The sequence below is a fragment of the Sulfurospirillum diekertiae genome (assembly GCF_011769985.2).
GTDB lineage: Bacteria > Campylobacterota > Campylobacteria > Campylobacterales > Sulfurospirillaceae > Sulfurospirillum > Sulfurospirillum diekertiae.
Map to the genome: position 1 here is coordinate 811,019 of NZ_CP039734.2, position 15,046 is coordinate 826,064.

The 15,046-nt window shown below is 41.3% G+C and carries 16 protein-coding genes; 15 read left to right on the top strand and 1 reads right to left on the bottom strand.

The window, feature by feature from the left end; genetic code table 11:
• The first annotated feature begins 117 nt into the window (after positions 1-117).
• The 8 genes from FA584_RS04155 to FA584_RS04185 all read left to right on the top strand — a co-directional run bounded on the left by FA584_RS04155 (position 118) and on the right by FA584_RS04185 (position 5,944).
• A complete protein-coding gene (locus tag FA584_RS04155) occupies positions 118-504 on the top strand; it encodes a NifB/NifX family molybdenum-iron cluster-binding protein (protein ID WP_167750304.1) in 387 nt (128 codons plus the stop codon).
• A 43-nt stretch (positions 505-547) separates the two neighbouring features.
• Positions 548-913 (top strand): NifB/NifX family molybdenum-iron cluster-binding protein, encoded by a 366-nt coding sequence (locus FA584_RS04160; protein WP_167750305.1) that lies wholly within the window; start codon positions 548-550, stop codon positions 911-913.
• A 133-nt stretch (positions 914-1,046) separates the two neighbouring features.
• On the top strand, positions 1,047-1,256 hold the full coding sequence (locus tag FA584_RS04165) for a DUF4492 domain-containing protein (RefSeq protein ID WP_167750306.1): 210 nt from the start codon (positions 1,047-1,049) through the stop codon (positions 1,254-1,256).
• A gap of 12 nt (positions 1,257-1,268) precedes the next feature.
• Complete coding sequence (locus FA584_RS04170) at positions 1,269-2,795, top strand: cytochrome ubiquinol oxidase subunit I (protein WP_167750307.1); 1,527 nt, start codon at positions 1,269-1,271, stop codon at positions 2,793-2,795.
• 1 nt (position 2,796) lies between these two features.
• Entirely contained in the window at positions 2,797-3,921 is a 1,125-nt protein-coding gene (locus FA584_RS04175) for a cytochrome d ubiquinol oxidase subunit II (protein WP_167750308.1), read from the top strand.
• Between the two features lie 8 nt (positions 3,922-3,929).
• Positions 3,930-4,055 carry a hypothetical protein gene (locus tag FA584_RS14680; RefSeq protein WP_256431226.1) on the top strand — a complete coding sequence of 42 codons (126 nt, stop codon included), beginning with the start codon at positions 3,930-3,932 and terminating at the stop codon, positions 4,053-4,055.
• A 110-nt stretch (positions 4,056-4,165) separates the two neighbouring features.
• Positions 4,166-5,266, top strand: a complete 1,101-nt coding sequence (gene ychF / locus FA584_RS04180) for a redox-regulated ATPase YchF (protein WP_167750309.1) — start codon at positions 4,166-4,168, stop codon at positions 5,264-5,266.
• A gap of 81 nt (positions 5,267-5,347) precedes the next feature.
• Positions 5,348-5,944, top strand: coding sequence for a toxin-antitoxin system YwqK family antitoxin (locus tag FA584_RS04185; RefSeq protein ID WP_167750310.1), 597 nt, complete (start codon positions 5,348-5,350; stop codon positions 5,942-5,944).
• Positions 5,945-5,963: 19 nt separating this feature from the next.
• Here the strand turns inward: FA584_RS04185 and FA584_RS04190 are convergent, their stop codons facing one another.
• Complete coding sequence (locus FA584_RS04190; protein ID WP_167750311.1) at positions 5,964-6,707, bottom strand: ferredoxin-thioredoxin reductase catalytic domain-containing protein; 744 nt, start codon at positions 6,705-6,707, stop codon at positions 5,964-5,966.
• Positions 6,708-6,978: 271 nt separating this feature from the next.
• Between FA584_RS04190 and FA584_RS04195 the strand changes: the two genes are divergently transcribed.
• From FA584_RS04195 to FA584_RS04225, 7 genes are all read left to right on the top strand, one after another.
• The gene (locus FA584_RS04195; protein ID WP_167750312.1) at positions 6,979-7,536 is read left to right on the top strand and encodes a TorD/DmsD family molecular chaperone; all 558 of its coding nucleotides are present in this window, start codon (positions 6,979-6,981) and stop codon (positions 7,534-7,536) included.
• Positions 7,537-9,813 carry a molybdopterin-dependent oxidoreductase gene (locus FA584_RS04200; RefSeq protein ID WP_191342082.1) on the top strand — a complete coding sequence of 759 codons (2,277 nt, stop codon included), beginning with the start codon at positions 7,537-7,539 and terminating at the stop codon, positions 9,811-9,813.
• A 12-nt stretch (positions 9,814-9,825) separates the two neighbouring features.
• Positions 9,826-10,464, top strand: a complete 639-nt coding sequence (locus FA584_RS04205) for a 4Fe-4S dicluster domain-containing protein (RefSeq protein ID WP_167750313.1) — start codon at positions 9,826-9,828, stop codon at positions 10,462-10,464.
• A 4-nt stretch (positions 10,465-10,468) separates the two neighbouring features.
• A complete protein-coding gene (locus FA584_RS04210) occupies positions 10,469-10,831 on the top strand; it encodes a hypothetical protein (protein ID WP_167750314.1) in 363 nt (120 codons plus the stop codon).
• A 90-nt stretch (positions 10,832-10,921) separates the two neighbouring features.
• Positions 10,922-11,614 (top strand): response regulator transcription factor, encoded by a 693-nt coding sequence (locus FA584_RS04215; RefSeq protein WP_167750315.1) that lies wholly within the window; start codon positions 10,922-10,924, stop codon positions 11,612-11,614.
• Positions 11,601-13,271, top strand: coding sequence for an ABC transporter substrate-binding protein (locus tag FA584_RS04220; protein WP_167750316.1), 1,671 nt, complete (start codon positions 11,601-11,603; stop codon positions 13,269-13,271). The genes FA584_RS04215 and FA584_RS04220 overlap by 14 nt, the downstream gene beginning before the upstream one ends.
• Positions 13,264-14,928 (top strand): sensor histidine kinase, encoded by a 1,665-nt coding sequence (locus FA584_RS04225; protein ID WP_167750317.1) that lies wholly within the window; start codon positions 13,264-13,266, stop codon positions 14,926-14,928. Before FA584_RS04220 ends, FA584_RS04225 begins: the two co-directional genes overlap by 8 nt.
• The last annotated feature ends 118 nt before the right edge of the window (positions 14,929-15,046 follow it).

Here is a 15,046-nt window from a genome sequence, read left to right on the forward strand (position 1 = left end):
TCTTTTCAAGGGTCATACAAAAAGTTTAATATGCTCATTATAACATGATTTAAAAATACTTGACATATGTCCATTATGAGAGTATTATTTTGAACATATGCTCATTAAGGAGTTTCAATGATAGCAGTACCTGTTAAAACAGAAAAAGGCGATGTGATAGCACCCCTTTTTGGAAAAGCAAACTATTTTAGTTTGATCGATGCGCAAGGTCATATAGCAACACGCGAATGCAGTGTTCAAGGAGGCATGAATGTTGTCCCTTGGTTACAAAATTTGGGCGTTAAAACGGTTTTACTCAATCACGTGGGCGAAAAACCTTTTCATGCACTTTTGGGTGCAGGCATCGATATTTATTATGTCGGTAAAGAGCGAATTATGCTCAAAGAGGCTTTGGATCAATTATATAAGGGCACACTTGAAAAAGTGACAGTTATGAATTATATGAAGCTTTTAGGCGATGACGGAGATCATCATGATAGTGGTGGTTGTGGCTGTGGGCACTAAACCATAAAATACAAAACTCTATTAACATAAAAAAGGATCGCAAATGACAATTATATTTCCAACCATGAAAGACGAAGGGATTGGAGCAAAGAGAGGCGCACATTTTGGTAAGGCAACTTTTTATACAGCCGTTACGGTTGAAGATGGTGCGGTGAAAGAGGTCAAGGTGCATAAAAACCCTGGTCACGTAACGGGAGGATGTGCGAATGCTGTGGCAAACATACAAGCTTTAGGTGCTGATACACTGGTAGTTTCAGGCATCGGTGGAGAGCCTTTGAAAAAGTTTTTAGCGGTGAATGTTTCTGTCTATTTTGATGATAAAAATGAAACGGTAGAAGATTCGTTAAGAGATTTTCTAGCCGGGAAAACAGCTAAAATTGACCCAAACCATACGTGTGCTCACCATTAAGTATTTTTGAATTTCTGCAAGGAAGTGTTCTTGCAGAAATTTTTTGGATCACACTTTATAACCAGATAACAATGTGTATTTTTAATTAATATTTATTATTATTTAGTTATAATTTTGAAAAGGTTGATTTAAAATGCAATGGGTTAAACAGATCGTTTTTTTCTACCGTGATGGTTTTAAACAGATGCGCGTTGGCAAACAGCTCTGGCTCATTATTGCCATCAAGTTTTTCCTTTTTTTTGTTGTTTTAAAGCTCTTCTTCTTCCCCAATATCCTCCAAACACACTTTTCAAATGACATGCAAAGAGCAGACTCCGTGCTGGAACATTTGATGCAAAAATAAAAGGTATTTCCGATGGATCACACACTTCTTGTTGAGTTGTCGCGTGCGCAATTTGCGCTTACGGCACTGTATCACTGGCTTTTTGTCCCGCTTACGTTAGGACTTTCATTTATTATCGCTATTATGGAGAGCATTTACGTCAAGACAAAAAATCCTGAGTGGAAAAAATTGACGAAATTTTGGATGGCGCTCTTTGCGATCAATTTTGCGATCGGTCTTGCGACGGGCATCATCTTAGAGTTTGAATTTGGTACCAACTGGTCAAATTACTCATGGATCGTGGGTGATCTTTTTGGCGCACCGCTTGCGATTGAGGGCATTATGGCATTCTTCTTGGAATCAACCTTTTTTGCCGTCATGTTTTTTGGTTGGGAGAAAGTTTCGCCTAAAATGCACCTTTTTTCCACATGGCTTGTGGCGATTGGCTCGAACCTTTCAGCACTTTGGATTTTGGTTGCCAATGGGTGGATGCAACACCCTGTGGGGATGGAGTTTAACCTTGAGCGTGCGCGCTTTGAGATGAAAAGTTTTGCCGATGTTCTCTTCAACCCAAACGCCGTTTCCAAATTTTTACACACGATCGGCAGTGGTTATGTGATGGGCTCCCTCTTTGTCGTGGGGGTAAGCAGTTGGTTCTTACTCAAAAATCGCCATACGCTTTTCGCCAAACGCAGCATCATCGTGGGCGCTTCTTTTGGATTTTTGGCTTCCATTTTCTTGCTGGTTACAGGCGATGAATCCGCGCATCAAATAGCACAAAGCCAGCCGACCAAACTGGCTGCGATGGAAGGACTTTACGATGGAAAACATCGAGCAGGCATTGTGGCGATCGGTCAGTTGAATACGAACAAAAAAATTGGCGATACGCAAGATGAATTTATCTGGTCGATTGAGATTCCTTACGCACTCTCTTTTCTAGGCTTTCACAACATCAACGCATTTGTTCCGGGCATTGATGACCTCGTACTTGGAAACACAACACTGGGTATTGAACCTGCTCAAAGCAAACTGGACAAGGGCAAACAGGCGTTAGAGGCGTTGCGTACCTACAAAGAAGCGCAGCAGATGAACAATGTTCCAACTCAAGAAGAAGCTTTAGCACTGTTTCGCACCAATGAGTCTTATTTGGGCTATGGCTACTTAGACAAACCCGAAAAAATCATCCCGCCCGTTGCGTTAACGTTTTACAGCTTTCACATCATGGTGGGGCTTGGCAGTTGGTTTTTGGCACTCTTCTTTTTCGTACTCTACTTTAGTATGATCGGCAAGATTGGGAGCAAAAAACTCCTGCTTTACGCGGGGCTTTTTTCCATTCCGTTGGGCTACATCGCAGGTGAAGCGGGTTGGATTGTCGCAGAAGTTGGCAGGCAGCCGTGGGCGATTCAGGGCATGCTTCCTGTGGGCATGGCAAGTTCGCACATTGATGAAGTCTCAGTCATGATCACACTAGGGCTTTTTGCGATTATCTTTACCGCACTTTTAATTGCGGAAGTGAAGATTATGCTCAAACAAATTACAATCGGACCTGAGGAGGCATAAGATGTTTGGAACTTTATCTCTTTTAACGCTTCAACAGTATTGGTGGTTTTTGGTGAGCCTGATTGGGGCGTTTTTTGTGTTTATTACCTTTGTGCAAGGAGGACAAACCCTACTTTACGCCATCGCCAAAGATGACAAACAACGCAACATGCTCGTCGCCTCACTGGGTCGCAAATGGGAACTCTCCTTTACCTCATTGGTTCTTTTTGGAGGTGCGCTTTTTGCGGCATTTCCTCTGTTTTATGCGGTCAGTTTTGGTGGAGCTTATTATGTCTGGATGGCGATTTTGTTCTGTTTTATCCTGCAAGCGGTTTCGTACGAATACCGTGTAAAACCCAACAACTTTTTAGGCAAACGCACGTATGAAGCCTTTTTGTACATCAACGGAAGTGTCGGCATTATCCTCATCGGAATTGCGCTTGGTACACTCTTTACAGGTGGAAATTTTATGCGCAACAGCATGAATTTTTCGGCTTGGACACTGCCAAGTTACGGGCTTGAAGGCGCACTCAATCCCTTTAATGTGGCATTTGGCTTGAGCCTCTTTTTCTTAGCGCGCGTACAAGCAGCGCTTTATTTTATCAATAATATTGAGGATGTTCATATCATCGCCCGTGCCAAACAACAGCTTTTTAAAGACGCTCTTTTGTTTGTGGGCTTTTTTATACTGCTTGTGGTGATGCTCTTGGTGATGAACGGCTTTACGTACCATATGGGCGTGGTCTTTCCCGAATCGCATAAGTTTTTGAACAACTTTTTAGCCACGCCACTGCTTATCGTTACCTTTCTTAGCGGTACACTTTTGGTATTGTATGCCATCTTTAGTACGCTTTTTAAAGGAAGCAGGTGCGGCATTTGGTTCAGTGGTTTTGGCGTGATTTTAGTCGTAACGAGCCTGCTCTGTCTGCTTGGTTTTAACGCCACACCTATTTATCCTTCGCTTTCCGACTTGGCGAGCTCGTTGACCATTGAAAACAGCTCCTCTTCACACTATACGCTCAGTGTCATGAGTTATGTCTCGTTGGGCGTTCCGTTTGTCCTTGGCTATATTTATTTTGTATGGCGCGCTATGGATAAAACCAAAATGACATCAGCCGAAATCGAAGCTGATTCACATCATTATTAGGAGTTATTATGGAAGCAATCAATTATACCTCAGGGTTTTTGTGGCTCTGCACATGGCCTGTTATTATTTACGTTTCATATCGCTTCATTGCGCTTAATATTGACCATTTTGAAGCGTATTTGAAAGAGAAATAACCTTTACATGTAAAGCTCAAATCCTATACTTGTAGATTGAGGACATATGTCAGTTTTTAAGACGATTTAAGGTAAAATCCCCCTTAAAAGTTAATTAAAAAGGTCAATCTATGGGTTTAGGTGTCGGTATCGTAGGACTCCCCAATGTCGGAAAATCAACCACGTTTAATGCGCTGACTAAAGCGCAAAATGCAGAATCTGCAAACTATCCTTTTTGTACCATCGAGCCTAATAAAGCCGTTGTTCCAGTTCCTGATCCAAGACTTGAAGAGCTGGCTAAGATCGTCAATCCTGAGCGTATTCAGCACTCAACGGTCGATTTTGTCGACATCGCAGGACTTGTAAAAGGTGCGAGTGCGGGCGAGGGGCTTGGCAATCAATTCTTATCAAACATTCGTGAAGTCGAAGTTATTTTACACATGGTACGTTGTTTTGAAGATGAAAACATCACGCACGTTGAAAACAGCATCAATCCGCTTCGTGACATCGAAATCATCGAAAGCGAACTCATTTTTGCGGACGTTCAACAACTCGATAAAAAACTCGATCGTCTGAAACGCCAAGCGAAAGTCGACAAATCGGCCGCAGGTATCGCTGAGATCGCCGAAGCACTTCGCGCACACCTTGATGAGATCAAACCGGTCAGTACGTTTGCTAGGCGTGATGATGAAAACTTTCAAATCCTTGATAAAGAGCTACGTTTTCTTTCCAACAAAACGATCATTTACGGTGCCAATGTCGATGAAGCAGGACTTTTAGAAGAAAATATTTTTGTCAAAGCCGTCAAAGAACATGCTAAAGCAGTGGGTGCGGACGTTGTTGTGCTTTGTGCCAAAGTTGAAGAAGAGATGATAGCACTTGAAGAGGATGAGGCCGAAGAGTTCTTAAAAGAGCTTGGCATTGAAGAATCAGGACTTAAACAGATCATTCGTCTTGCGTTTGACAAACTTGGACTTGCATCTTACTTCACCGCAGGGGTTAAAGAAGTGCGCGCATGGACGATTGAAAAGGGTTGGAAAGCACCTAAGGCAGCTTCTGTCATTCACAACGACTTTGAAAAAGGATTTATCCGTGCCGAAGTCATTTCTTACAATGATTTTATCGCGTACAAGGGTGAGGCTGGCTCAAAAGAAGCGGGTAAAATGCGCTTAGAGGGTAAAGAGTATGTCGTCCAAGATGGCGATGTAATGCACTTTAGATTTAACGTTTAGTCTGCTTTAAATGTTTACATGTAAGCTTTTACATGTAAACATTCTTCTTTTTTATTTCAAATTTTTTTTAGGGAGTTATTCATGAAATTATGGGTTACTTTAATGTTTTCAGCAATGGTTCTTTTGGGTGCTGAGACACATTATGCAGTCGAGGATTTAGATGTCAGGGAAGATGGCACTTTAATAGAGGTTAAAACACAAAAACTTGCCAATGGTATCGGTCAATTTTTCTATGAATCGGGAAAAATTAAAAGTGAGACACCGTTCAAAGAGGGCTTACGTGATGGTCTTGGTAAGATGTATTATGAATCAGGAAAGCTCCAAAGTGAAACGCCGTTTAAAAACGATAAGATTGAAGGACTCAAAAAAGAGTATTATGAATCAGGAGTGCTTCGAACCGAAGTTACTTTTGTTAATGACCAAGCCGAAGGTGTAGGCAAGTTTTACTATCCCACAGGTAAACTTCAAGGGGAAACTCCTTTCAAAAAGAACCAACCTGATGGCATTACGAAGCTTTTCAATCCAGCAGGTAAGTTGATCCGTACGATTGAGTTTAAAGAGGGCAACATCGTCAAAGGCTATGATTATAATGATCAAGGAACCAAACTTGAACTGAGCCGTGAAGAGCTTTTAGAAGCGACGAAGGAAGTATCAAATCCAGAAGAAGCTACGAAGTAACTTCTTCCTCGATAGAGTGTTACTCTCCGTTTTCACATTCCCCATCATATGCCATAATACCGTGTTCAAGGTTGAGCACGGTTTTGTAGCCCATTTGCAGTAATATGCGCTGACAGTATGCGCTTCGACTTCCACTGTAACAGTATAAAATAACAGGGATGTTCTCTTTGCCACTGAGTTGGGAGAGCGCGTCATGAAAACTGGTAGTTGGGATGAGGAAGTCCGTTCCTGTGATGCGATTGCTGATCCATTCCATCCATTCACGAGTGTCTACAAGATTAAAATTCACAACGCCATGCTTTCGTGCTTCGAGCAACGCTTCAAGTTCATTGCCATCAATCTGCTTTTTCTTCATTAACGCGTCACACTCTTCTTTGCTGAGTCCTCTGGTATGCGTATGCGCTATCTCTTCCATATTTTCTTCTTTTGCGAGTTCTCGCGCATGTTCAGGTGTACAGAAGATCGTGCAGTGGCATTTGCCCGTTTGGGGAATTTCAACGGTGAGTGCAGGCGTGCAAGGACACAAGCGGTTACCCGCATTAGCTTGTTCTTCGGGTGTGCTACCTATCACCATAAAACAGGGACAGTAACGTTTGCCATAGATGAGTTTATTGCGGGTTAAGCCTTGTTGAATGGACTCTTTGACTTCATCAAGGGGTGTGTAGGCAAATCCAAATTGTTCGCAAACTTTATCGGTAAATGCTTCTGTTTTTTCAAATTCGGCTAAAAATTCGGGAGAGTTCATATCTATTTTAGTTATCAAAGATATTCCTTTTATTTATTTTTATGCACCATTATAAAGAGTTTGCATTGGAAAAAAATTAAAGAAAGGTTTTACATGTAAAGCATCAAGAAAGAGAAGGGGTTACGCTTTACATGTAAAACGATTGTGTTCCTTTTTGACTCAGTTACCTCCTTTACTTTAAAAATGTCAAATTCTTACATGTAAAATCTTTCTTGCGATTTTTTTGCTCTTTTTTTGCTTTACCATTTCCCTAGTTGGTTAAAAAAATAAATTAAAAAAAGAGTTTAAGATGCAAACTTTTCAACCGCAAACGACTTCCAGACTCGATGACATCAAACACCTTCGTGATATCTTTAATGCCCAAAATTCTAAAGAGCTAAAAGTTGCGTTTGATGCGCTGAATCCTTCCTTCACTATTTCAGAAGAGGATTTAGAAGTGCAGTTTAATCGCTACTTTGTAGGTCCCATGGAAACCGTTGCCGATCCATTTGCTTCCGTTTACCTTGATAATCCTGATGTTTTTATGTCTAAAAGTACCTTACATGTAAGAGATTTGTACGAAACAATGGGATTTTCCTATTCGCTTAAAAACGTCATACCAGAGGATCATTTAGGCGTTGAACTTGACGCGTATTACCAACTACTTTTTCTAGAAGAGGCTAAAGAGATAACTTATTTGAGTGACCTTCGTCACTATTTTTTACACGAACACTTAGCCCTTTGGATACCGCGCTTTTTGGAGCGTGGTTTAGCGCAGAGTGAGAAAGATGCACCTGCTATTACCTTTATTTTACAACAGCTCAAATCGTTACTGATAAGAGAAACCACGACAACAAGGAGTTCTTGAATGAGTTATTCCAAAGAAAAAGTTGAGAGCATTCTCAACAACGGCATCAGCCGAAGAAGTTTTCTAAAAGGCTTAGCAGCCAGTGGTGTATTATCGTCACTTCCAGGAGGCATTCTCCAAGCCAATGAAGACCTTAATACTAAAATCCCCTACCTTGGGCAAAAAAATTATCAAACCTTCCGCAATGCGTGTCCTAGAAACTGTTACGACACGTGTAGTATTAAAACCTACGTTAAAGATGGGGTTATGCAGTTTATCGAAGGTGCAACGGAATCCACATACACCCGAGGTGGTTGTTGTGTGAAAGGAAATTCGTACGTTAAGAGAGTTTACTCAGCACGACGTCTTAAATTTCCGATGATGCAAGTGGGCGGCAAAGGTTCAGGCAACTGGAAACGTGTCTCTTGGGATTATGCGATGGAAACGATTGCTAAAAAATTATTAGAGATGAAAAAAGAAGATGGAACTTTGTTGGGGGCAGCACTCACCAAATACTCTGGTAACTTTGGTATCACGCATTATGGTGTTGAGGGAATGTTTAACTCTATTGGCTATACGACACGCCTTGCAGGAACGCCATGCTGGCCAGCGGGAATTGACGCGCAAAACCTTGACATGGGTGATATGTGGTGTAACGATCCTGAAGAGATGAAAGACAGTAAATTTATTATTCTCTGGGGTGTTAATCCTGCGAGCAACTCGGTTCACTCGATGAAATACATCTATGAAGCCAAGAGCAAAGGGGCAAAAGTTGTAGTGATTGACCCTGTATTTACCGAAGCCGCTTCAAAAGCAAGTCAGTACATTCAGATTAAAACAGGTACAGACGGCCTTTTAGCGCTTGGAATGGCAAAAATTATTATTGATGCCAATTTACACGATCAAAAATGGCTCGATGCAAACTCAAAAGGGTACAAAGAGTACAAAGCGTATTTGGATAAAGAGATTAAATTAGACAACGTTTCCAAAATCACAGGTATTCCTCTTGCAATGATTAAAGAGTTGGCTTTATCATTTGTAAAAGCAAAACCTGCGACCATTTGGATGGGCTATGGTATGCAACGTCACACCAATGGTGGCTCAATGATTCGTGCGATTGACGCGTTGGTGGCGGTTTCTGGCAACATCGGCAAATACGCAGGTGGTGCTCGTTATGGACACCTTAGCACATGGGGCTTTAATTATGCGGCACTCAGCCAAACTAAGCCAGAAGGTAGTGTAGGGTACACAGGTCCAGAAGGGGCTAAAGGTGAATTTGCTCAAGTGGGTGGTGAAAAAGCGGCGTATACCGATCGTTTCTTAAACATCAACAAAACGGCACGTGAACTTCTCAATGCAAAAGAGCCAAAAGTAAGACTCTTGTGGGTAGCGTGCAAAAATGTCTTTTCTCAAGATTTTGACCGTAATCAACTCATTCGTGCCTTTCAACAACTTGATCTCGTTGTCGTTGCCGATCAGTTCTTTAATGAAACGGTGAAATGGGCAGACATTGTCCTTCCTGTTGCGACACAGTTTGAAGAGTACGATGTCAATGTCTCTTACTGGCATTACTGGTTGAGTCTTAATGAACAAGCGATCAAACCTCTTTTTGAAGTCAAATCGGACGTTGAAATCGCAGCACTGCTTTCCAAACATATGAATAAACTAGAAGCTGGCTCATGTACCTTCCCTCAAAGTGTTGATACCAAAGCGATGACGATCAAAGAGTTTAACCCTGGCATTTACGAGCAATTTGGCATCAAATCATGGGAAGAGCTTAAAAATGGTTCTGTAAAAGCTAAAGCGGTCATTCCGTATGCTGATGGCAAATTTAAAACACCCAGCGGTAAGTTTGAGTTTTATTCAGACAAAGCATTAGAGCTTTTTGGAAGTGCATTGCCAACCTACCTTGAAGTGCGTAAACCGTACGACAAATTCCGTATGACGTCACCTCACAGTAGATGGAGCTTGCACTCACAGTTTCAAAACTTAGAGTGGATGGAAGATATGCATCCAGAACCGTACGTGTACATCAACCCTGATGATGCTGAAGCCAAAATGGTTAAAGAGGGCGACACGGTAGCCGTTTTTAACAAACAAGGACTCTTACGTGTGAAAGCCAAAGTGACCGATAACGTTCAAGCAGGTACGGTTTTGATGTACGAGCAATGGTACAACAACAATATTTACAACGTCAATGAACTCGTTGATGACACCAGTTCAGACATGGGTGCGTTTAAAACGGGAGCACCAGGTGTTGCTCTTCATGATACCTTTGTCAATTTTAGAAAACTATAACAGGAGATTGTGATGCAAAAAGCTTTTTTAGTCGATGGCAGTATCTGTCTAGGATGTAATACGTGTGCAATGGCCTGTAAAAATCAGTATCATCAAGACGATGGAATTTTATGGCGCAAAGTAAGAGAGATTGGGGCAGAAGATTATTTGATGGATAACAACAATATCTTGCCAACTTTAACGTCGTATCAAAAAGCACCCAAAGTGAAAATGCCGATGGAGCGTTTCTACTTTTCACTGGCGTGTAACCACTGCGAAAACCCAGCCTGTGTGGCAATTTGCCCTGTGGGAGCGCATACGAAAGACCCTGAAACGGGTATCTGTAAACACGACCAAACGATTTGTATTGGTTGTGGTGGTTGTGTCAAAGCGTGTCCATTTGGTGCGTCTAAATTCAATACCAAAATGGGACAAGCTGAGAAGTGCAGTATGTGTTGGGAGAGACAAGCTGATGGTAAAACAACGGCATGTGTTCAATCATGCCCAGTGCATGCCATTACGATTATTGACTTGCATGATCCAAAATACAAAGAGTATGCCAATGCGTCTCCAATAGGAATCGACTATGCGATCAATGCGGAAACACATCCAAGTACACGGTTTATTCTTCCTCATATGCCTAAAGAGGTTTACAGGCAAGCAAAAGGATAGTCTCATGAAAACAACGCTGCGATGGATTTTGAGTCTTTGTGGTGTTTTTCTTTCACTCGCTTGGGGGCAAATTGCCCCAAGCACCTGTAGTTTTGGTGATCCACTTTTTAGTGAATTGTCCCATCAAAAAGCTGTTTTGATTGAGCCCAAAAACTACGTGGTTGGCGAAGAAAACTTCGTTATAATACAACTTGAAAAGCCAAGTCTTCCTTCGGGCTACATGGTGAGTGTCTTTGTCGATACGATTCAATCACCCAAGAGTGAACCTGAAGTGCAAGGGTGGTATCCAAAAACAAATATCAAGCCTTTAAAAGAGGGATTTTATGAATTATCGGTTCGCGTGAACCTCATGTATAAAGGAAGTTGAGGCGGTATGTTGGTTGCAAGTCTTGCAAATACGAAGATTAGCTTTACCGCAAAGAAATCTAAATAACACTATGTTCAAGGAGTCTCAAACGTGGATAAACCCTTTTTAGAACGATTGAAGACGCTCACAATTCTTTATGCTGAAGATGAAGAGGGTATACGAAAAAATATTGCCGCATCGCTTCGCTATTATACTAAAGAGGTGATCGAAGCAGAAAATGGCAAAATTGCCTTAGAGCTCTACAAAAGTGAAAAACCTGATATTGTGATTACCGATATTTTAATGCCTGTGATGAATGGCGTTGATCTTGTAAGAGAAATTCGTAAAACCGATGAAATGACTCCCCTTGTCATTATTTCGGCACATACGGATAGGGAGTATCTGCTCAAAGTCGTGGATCTTCATTTAGAGCAGTACATCATCAAACCGGTGACACTCAATGGCCTTTTAGAGGCACTTTCACGCTGCCTCAAACGTATTACTCAAACGCATACGATTGTCTATGAACTTCCTTGTGGCTACTTGTACGATGTTGATCATAAGTTACTGACGTATGAGGGAGAGATCATTCATCTCAATAAAAAAGAGGCGGGATTTTTAGAATTACTGTTGCATAATAAACAACGCATTGTCTCCTACGATGAGTTACAAGCCCATGTGTGGCAAGACGATGTGATGACCGATAGTGCGCTTCGTTCACTGGTGCGTAATTTACGCAAGAAGTTACCGAAAGATTTTATTACCAATTTATCAGGGGTTGGGTACCGATTTGAGATGTGCTAAACTCTTACTTTTAGTGCTTGTGTGTGTGACCTTTGGTAGGGCACAAGAGTGGAAAAATCCTTTTTATTACCGCAGTGATGATACCACTTCGGTACTGATTAATGAACGCGTTTCGGGTTCTCACATCAAAGTCTTTTTACCGACCATGCCTTATTTGTATGTCTCTAAACTGGTCAATGGTACGCTGGTTCGCTCGAGTGGTAACCATGAAGGATGGGAGTATATGATGGCAACATCGTATACCAAGATAGACGATCTTACTTATGAATTTTCCCTGCGAAAAGGAGTGCTTTTTCAAGATGGAACGCCGTTTAACGCGGATTCAGTGGTCGAAAATTTCACCTATTTTATGAAAGATCCTGTGGTTTATTCGGATATTCATAAGCGACTTAAAGGTGTGAGTAAAGTGGATGATCATACCATTCGTATTCACCTGTATAAACCCTATGGGTTGCTCTTTAGCGATCTGACTTCTATCAATTTGTACACATCCGCCTACCTCAAACGTTATGGATGGAGTACGAAAGAGGGCTCTACGTGTAACAGCATGCAAGCTCCAGGTCCTTATGGATTGGGTCCGTATATCTTAAAGCAAGGCTACGCAACAGGGCGGTTTCAAACGCCTATTTTAGAGCTTCAAGCCAATCCAAACTATTATGAAGCGGGTTTGCCTTACATTGAGAATGTAACCATTTATACAGAACTGACATCTGCCCAATCGGTCAGTATGGCGTTGGAAGAAGAGCGTTTGGATATAACACCGATTCCTTTCAATAAAAAAGTAGAGACGGTTCTTTCTAAGTATGCAAGACTCTATACGAAACCTTCAACGCACAGTATTTCGATCTATTTTAACCTGCTTAAGCCCAACAGTAAATTGAGAAATCAAAAAATACGTATAGCGCTTAATAAAGCGGTCAATCAAGCCAATTTGCTTAATTTTGTCTACAAAAAAGAGGGTGAGCTTGCACCTACAGAAGCTTCCGTGAATTATCGTTCTGTAAAACTGGCAACGGCAAACCTTCAAACATGGGGTGAACATACACTTCATAATCCAGATGAGGAGAAGGAACTTAAAGCGATTTTAAATGGGTTGGAGCTGGATGTCATTACGATGGATCGTTTTATGTTTTTATGGCGAGGCATTGAGTATCAGCTCAAAAAATACGGTGTTACGCTTCATTACACCACAACACCCAATGAAAAAGAGATCTATGAGCAACTTCTCACGAACCGTCAGTCACCTAAAACATGGGATATTTTAACATGGGGTAATGACGATTGGAGCAGTAACAATCCTTGGACAGCGTTCTTTGCGTACCGTATCTCCGATAAATGGTCGGCGATTGATAAAGATGATATCATGCAAGAATACATTGAACATTTTTTTGATGTTGAATTTCAAAGTGAGGCTTTTGATGAGGTCGTCGCAAAGATTGTCAAACGGGCATATGAAAAAGCGTATATGCTTTTTGTTCCATCTCCAAACATTGTGTTAGCGGTCAATAAAGAAGTACGTTATGAGCCTTCATCGGTTTTATTGATGCCTCTATGGAAGGCAAAACTGACCAAGTATCACTGGTCGATTAGGGGTAATGCTGCTTATCCTAAAGAGCGTGAAGCACCCATGTTACCTTTAAGGTTTGATTATGATTAAGTATCTTTCCATGCGTTATAAATTTTTTCTGATGGCCTCTTTGGGCATTTGTGCGATTGTTACGCTCTCTTTTTTAGCGTTTGACATTACTAACAAAGGGGTCGTGAATGTCAACAATGTTTTTGAAGGCTCGAAGCGGGTTCAAACGATTCAGCAGACCTACATTTTACCACTGTTTAAACTCAGGGAACAATCCCTTTCATTGATTATGGCGCCGAATGAAGACTTACGTAAGGATATTCTCAAAAAAATCAATGAGATGCACACGCAAATGGAAGAGCCCTTTAGTAAACTGCCAGCAACGCTCTATTATCAGTGGAAAAACTATGTCACACTCATCTTAGCCAACCAAGCCTACCTCAAAGATGACTTTGAAGAGGGCGCATTTATCAATGCCAATACGGTTGAACGTGATCAGTTTTATGCGCTGATGGATTCACTCGAAGTATTACAGCAAAACGAGCTGACACACTCTTCTGAGACCTATGCCAAAGCCAATAAAGAGGCGATCAATTCGCGTTATTTTATTGCCACTTGGTTGATTATTATTGTGCTTTTGACTTTTTTGGTGGGCTTTTTTATTGCCAAAAATATTGTCGATTCTATTTTACATGTAAGGCATGGACTAAGAGAATTTTTTGACTATCTCAAATCTCCTTCCACTGAAGAAGCCACACGTATTCATATTCCTCTGACGAACAAAGATGAGTTGGGCGATATGGCAAGGCAGATCAATCAAAACATTGAGATCATTCAAGCCAATTTGGAACAAGACAGCCAACTCATTGAAGATGCTACGAATGTCGTAGAAGATTTAAAATTAGGCAATCTCAACCGCAGACTCGTGGCTTCAGGCAATTCCGATCAGCTTAACTTACTCAAAGCTGTGATGAATGAGATGCTGGATAATTTGGAGCTTCGCATTCAACAAGAGATCGATGAGCGCACCCGTCAAGAACAGCTCTTAATTCAGCAAAGTAAACTCGCCGCAATGGGCAATATGATCGGCAATATCGCGCATCAATGGAGACAACCTCTTGGTGAGATCAATGCGCTTTTGATGATCATTCAAGTCAGGCAACACTTTGATGACTTTAATGAAGCCTTTTTAACAGAGAAGATTGAAGAGTGTAATCGCATCACGGCGTACATGTCCAACACGATCAGCGACTTTCAAAACTTTTTTAAACCCTCTAAAGATAAAGAGATTTTTGAAATCAATTATGCGTGTGAACGGGCGAGCTCCATTATCCAAGCTTCGCTTCGTTATCACTCCATTGAGTTCTCATTTAAAGCCACTGAAGAGATCAAAGTCCTTGGCTATCCCAATGAGTTTGCTCAAGCATTGTTAAACATACTCTCCAATGCCAAAGATGTTTTAACCGACAGGCAGATAGAAAACCCTTTCATTCGAATGAATGTCAAAAATGGGGAACAATACACGCTCATTAAAATCGAAGACAATGGCGGTGGTATTTCTGAAGAGTATTTGGAGCGTATTTTTGAGCCTTACTTTACGACCAAACACGCTAAGCAAGGTACGGGAATTGGACTGTACATGACCAAGATGATTATTGAAAACAATATGAATGGCATCGTGACCGTTAGTAACACAGAGCATGGTGCACTCTTTACGATCAAAATAAAGCACCATTAACCTTATTAAACGCTTGACACGTCTTTAAAGTAAAGTTTCAAAGATTACGTTAACACTGCGTACACTTGGGCAGAGTGTCCACTCACTTTTGTGCTCTATTAACTTAAAAAGAAGAATT

Bases quoted from the DNA above. Each gene is read 5' to 3' on its own strand.
- FA584_RS04225 (WP_167750317.1), top strand. From the start codon at position 13,264: ATGATTAAGTATCTTTCCATGCGTTATAAATTTTTTCTGATGGCCTCT.
- FA584_RS04205 (WP_167750313.1), top strand. From the start codon at position 9,826: ATGCAAAAAGCTTTTTTAGTCGATGGCAGTATCTGTCTAGGATGTAAT.
- FA584_RS04165 (WP_167750306.1), top strand. From the start codon at position 1,047: ATGCAATGGGTTAAACAGATCGTTTTTTTCTACCGTGATGGTTTTAAA.
- FA584_RS04185 (WP_167750310.1), top strand. From the start codon at position 5,348: ATGAAATTATGGGTTACTTTAATGTTTTCAGCAATGGTTCTTTTGGGT.
- FA584_RS04160 (WP_167750305.1), top strand. From the start codon at position 548: ATGACAATTATATTTCCAACCATGAAAGACGAAGGGATTGGAGCAAAG.
- FA584_RS04170 (WP_167750307.1), top strand. From the start codon at position 1,269: ATGGATCACACACTTCTTGTTGAGTTGTCGCGTGCGCAATTTGCGCTT.
- ychF (WP_167750309.1), top strand. From the start codon at position 4,166: ATGGGTTTAGGTGTCGGTATCGTAGGACTCCCCAATGTCGGAAAATCA.
- FA584_RS04200 (WP_191342082.1), top strand. From the start codon at position 7,537: ATGAGTTATTCCAAAGAAAAAGTTGAGAGCATTCTCAACAACGGCATC.
- FA584_RS04155 (WP_167750304.1), top strand. From the start codon at position 118: ATGATAGCAGTACCTGTTAAAACAGAAAAAGGCGATGTGATAGCACCC.
- FA584_RS14680 (WP_256431226.1), top strand. From the start codon at position 3,930: ATGGAAGCAATCAATTATACCTCAGGGTTTTTGTGGCTCTGCACATGG.
- FA584_RS04210 (WP_167750314.1), top strand. From the start codon at position 10,469: ATGAAAACAACGCTGCGATGGATTTTGAGTCTTTGTGGTGTTTTTCTT.
- FA584_RS04175 (WP_167750308.1), top strand. From the start codon at position 2,797: ATGTTTGGAACTTTATCTCTTTTAACGCTTCAACAGTATTGGTGGTTT.
- FA584_RS04195 (WP_167750312.1), top strand. From the start codon at position 6,979: ATGCAAACTTTTCAACCGCAAACGACTTCCAGACTCGATGACATCAAA.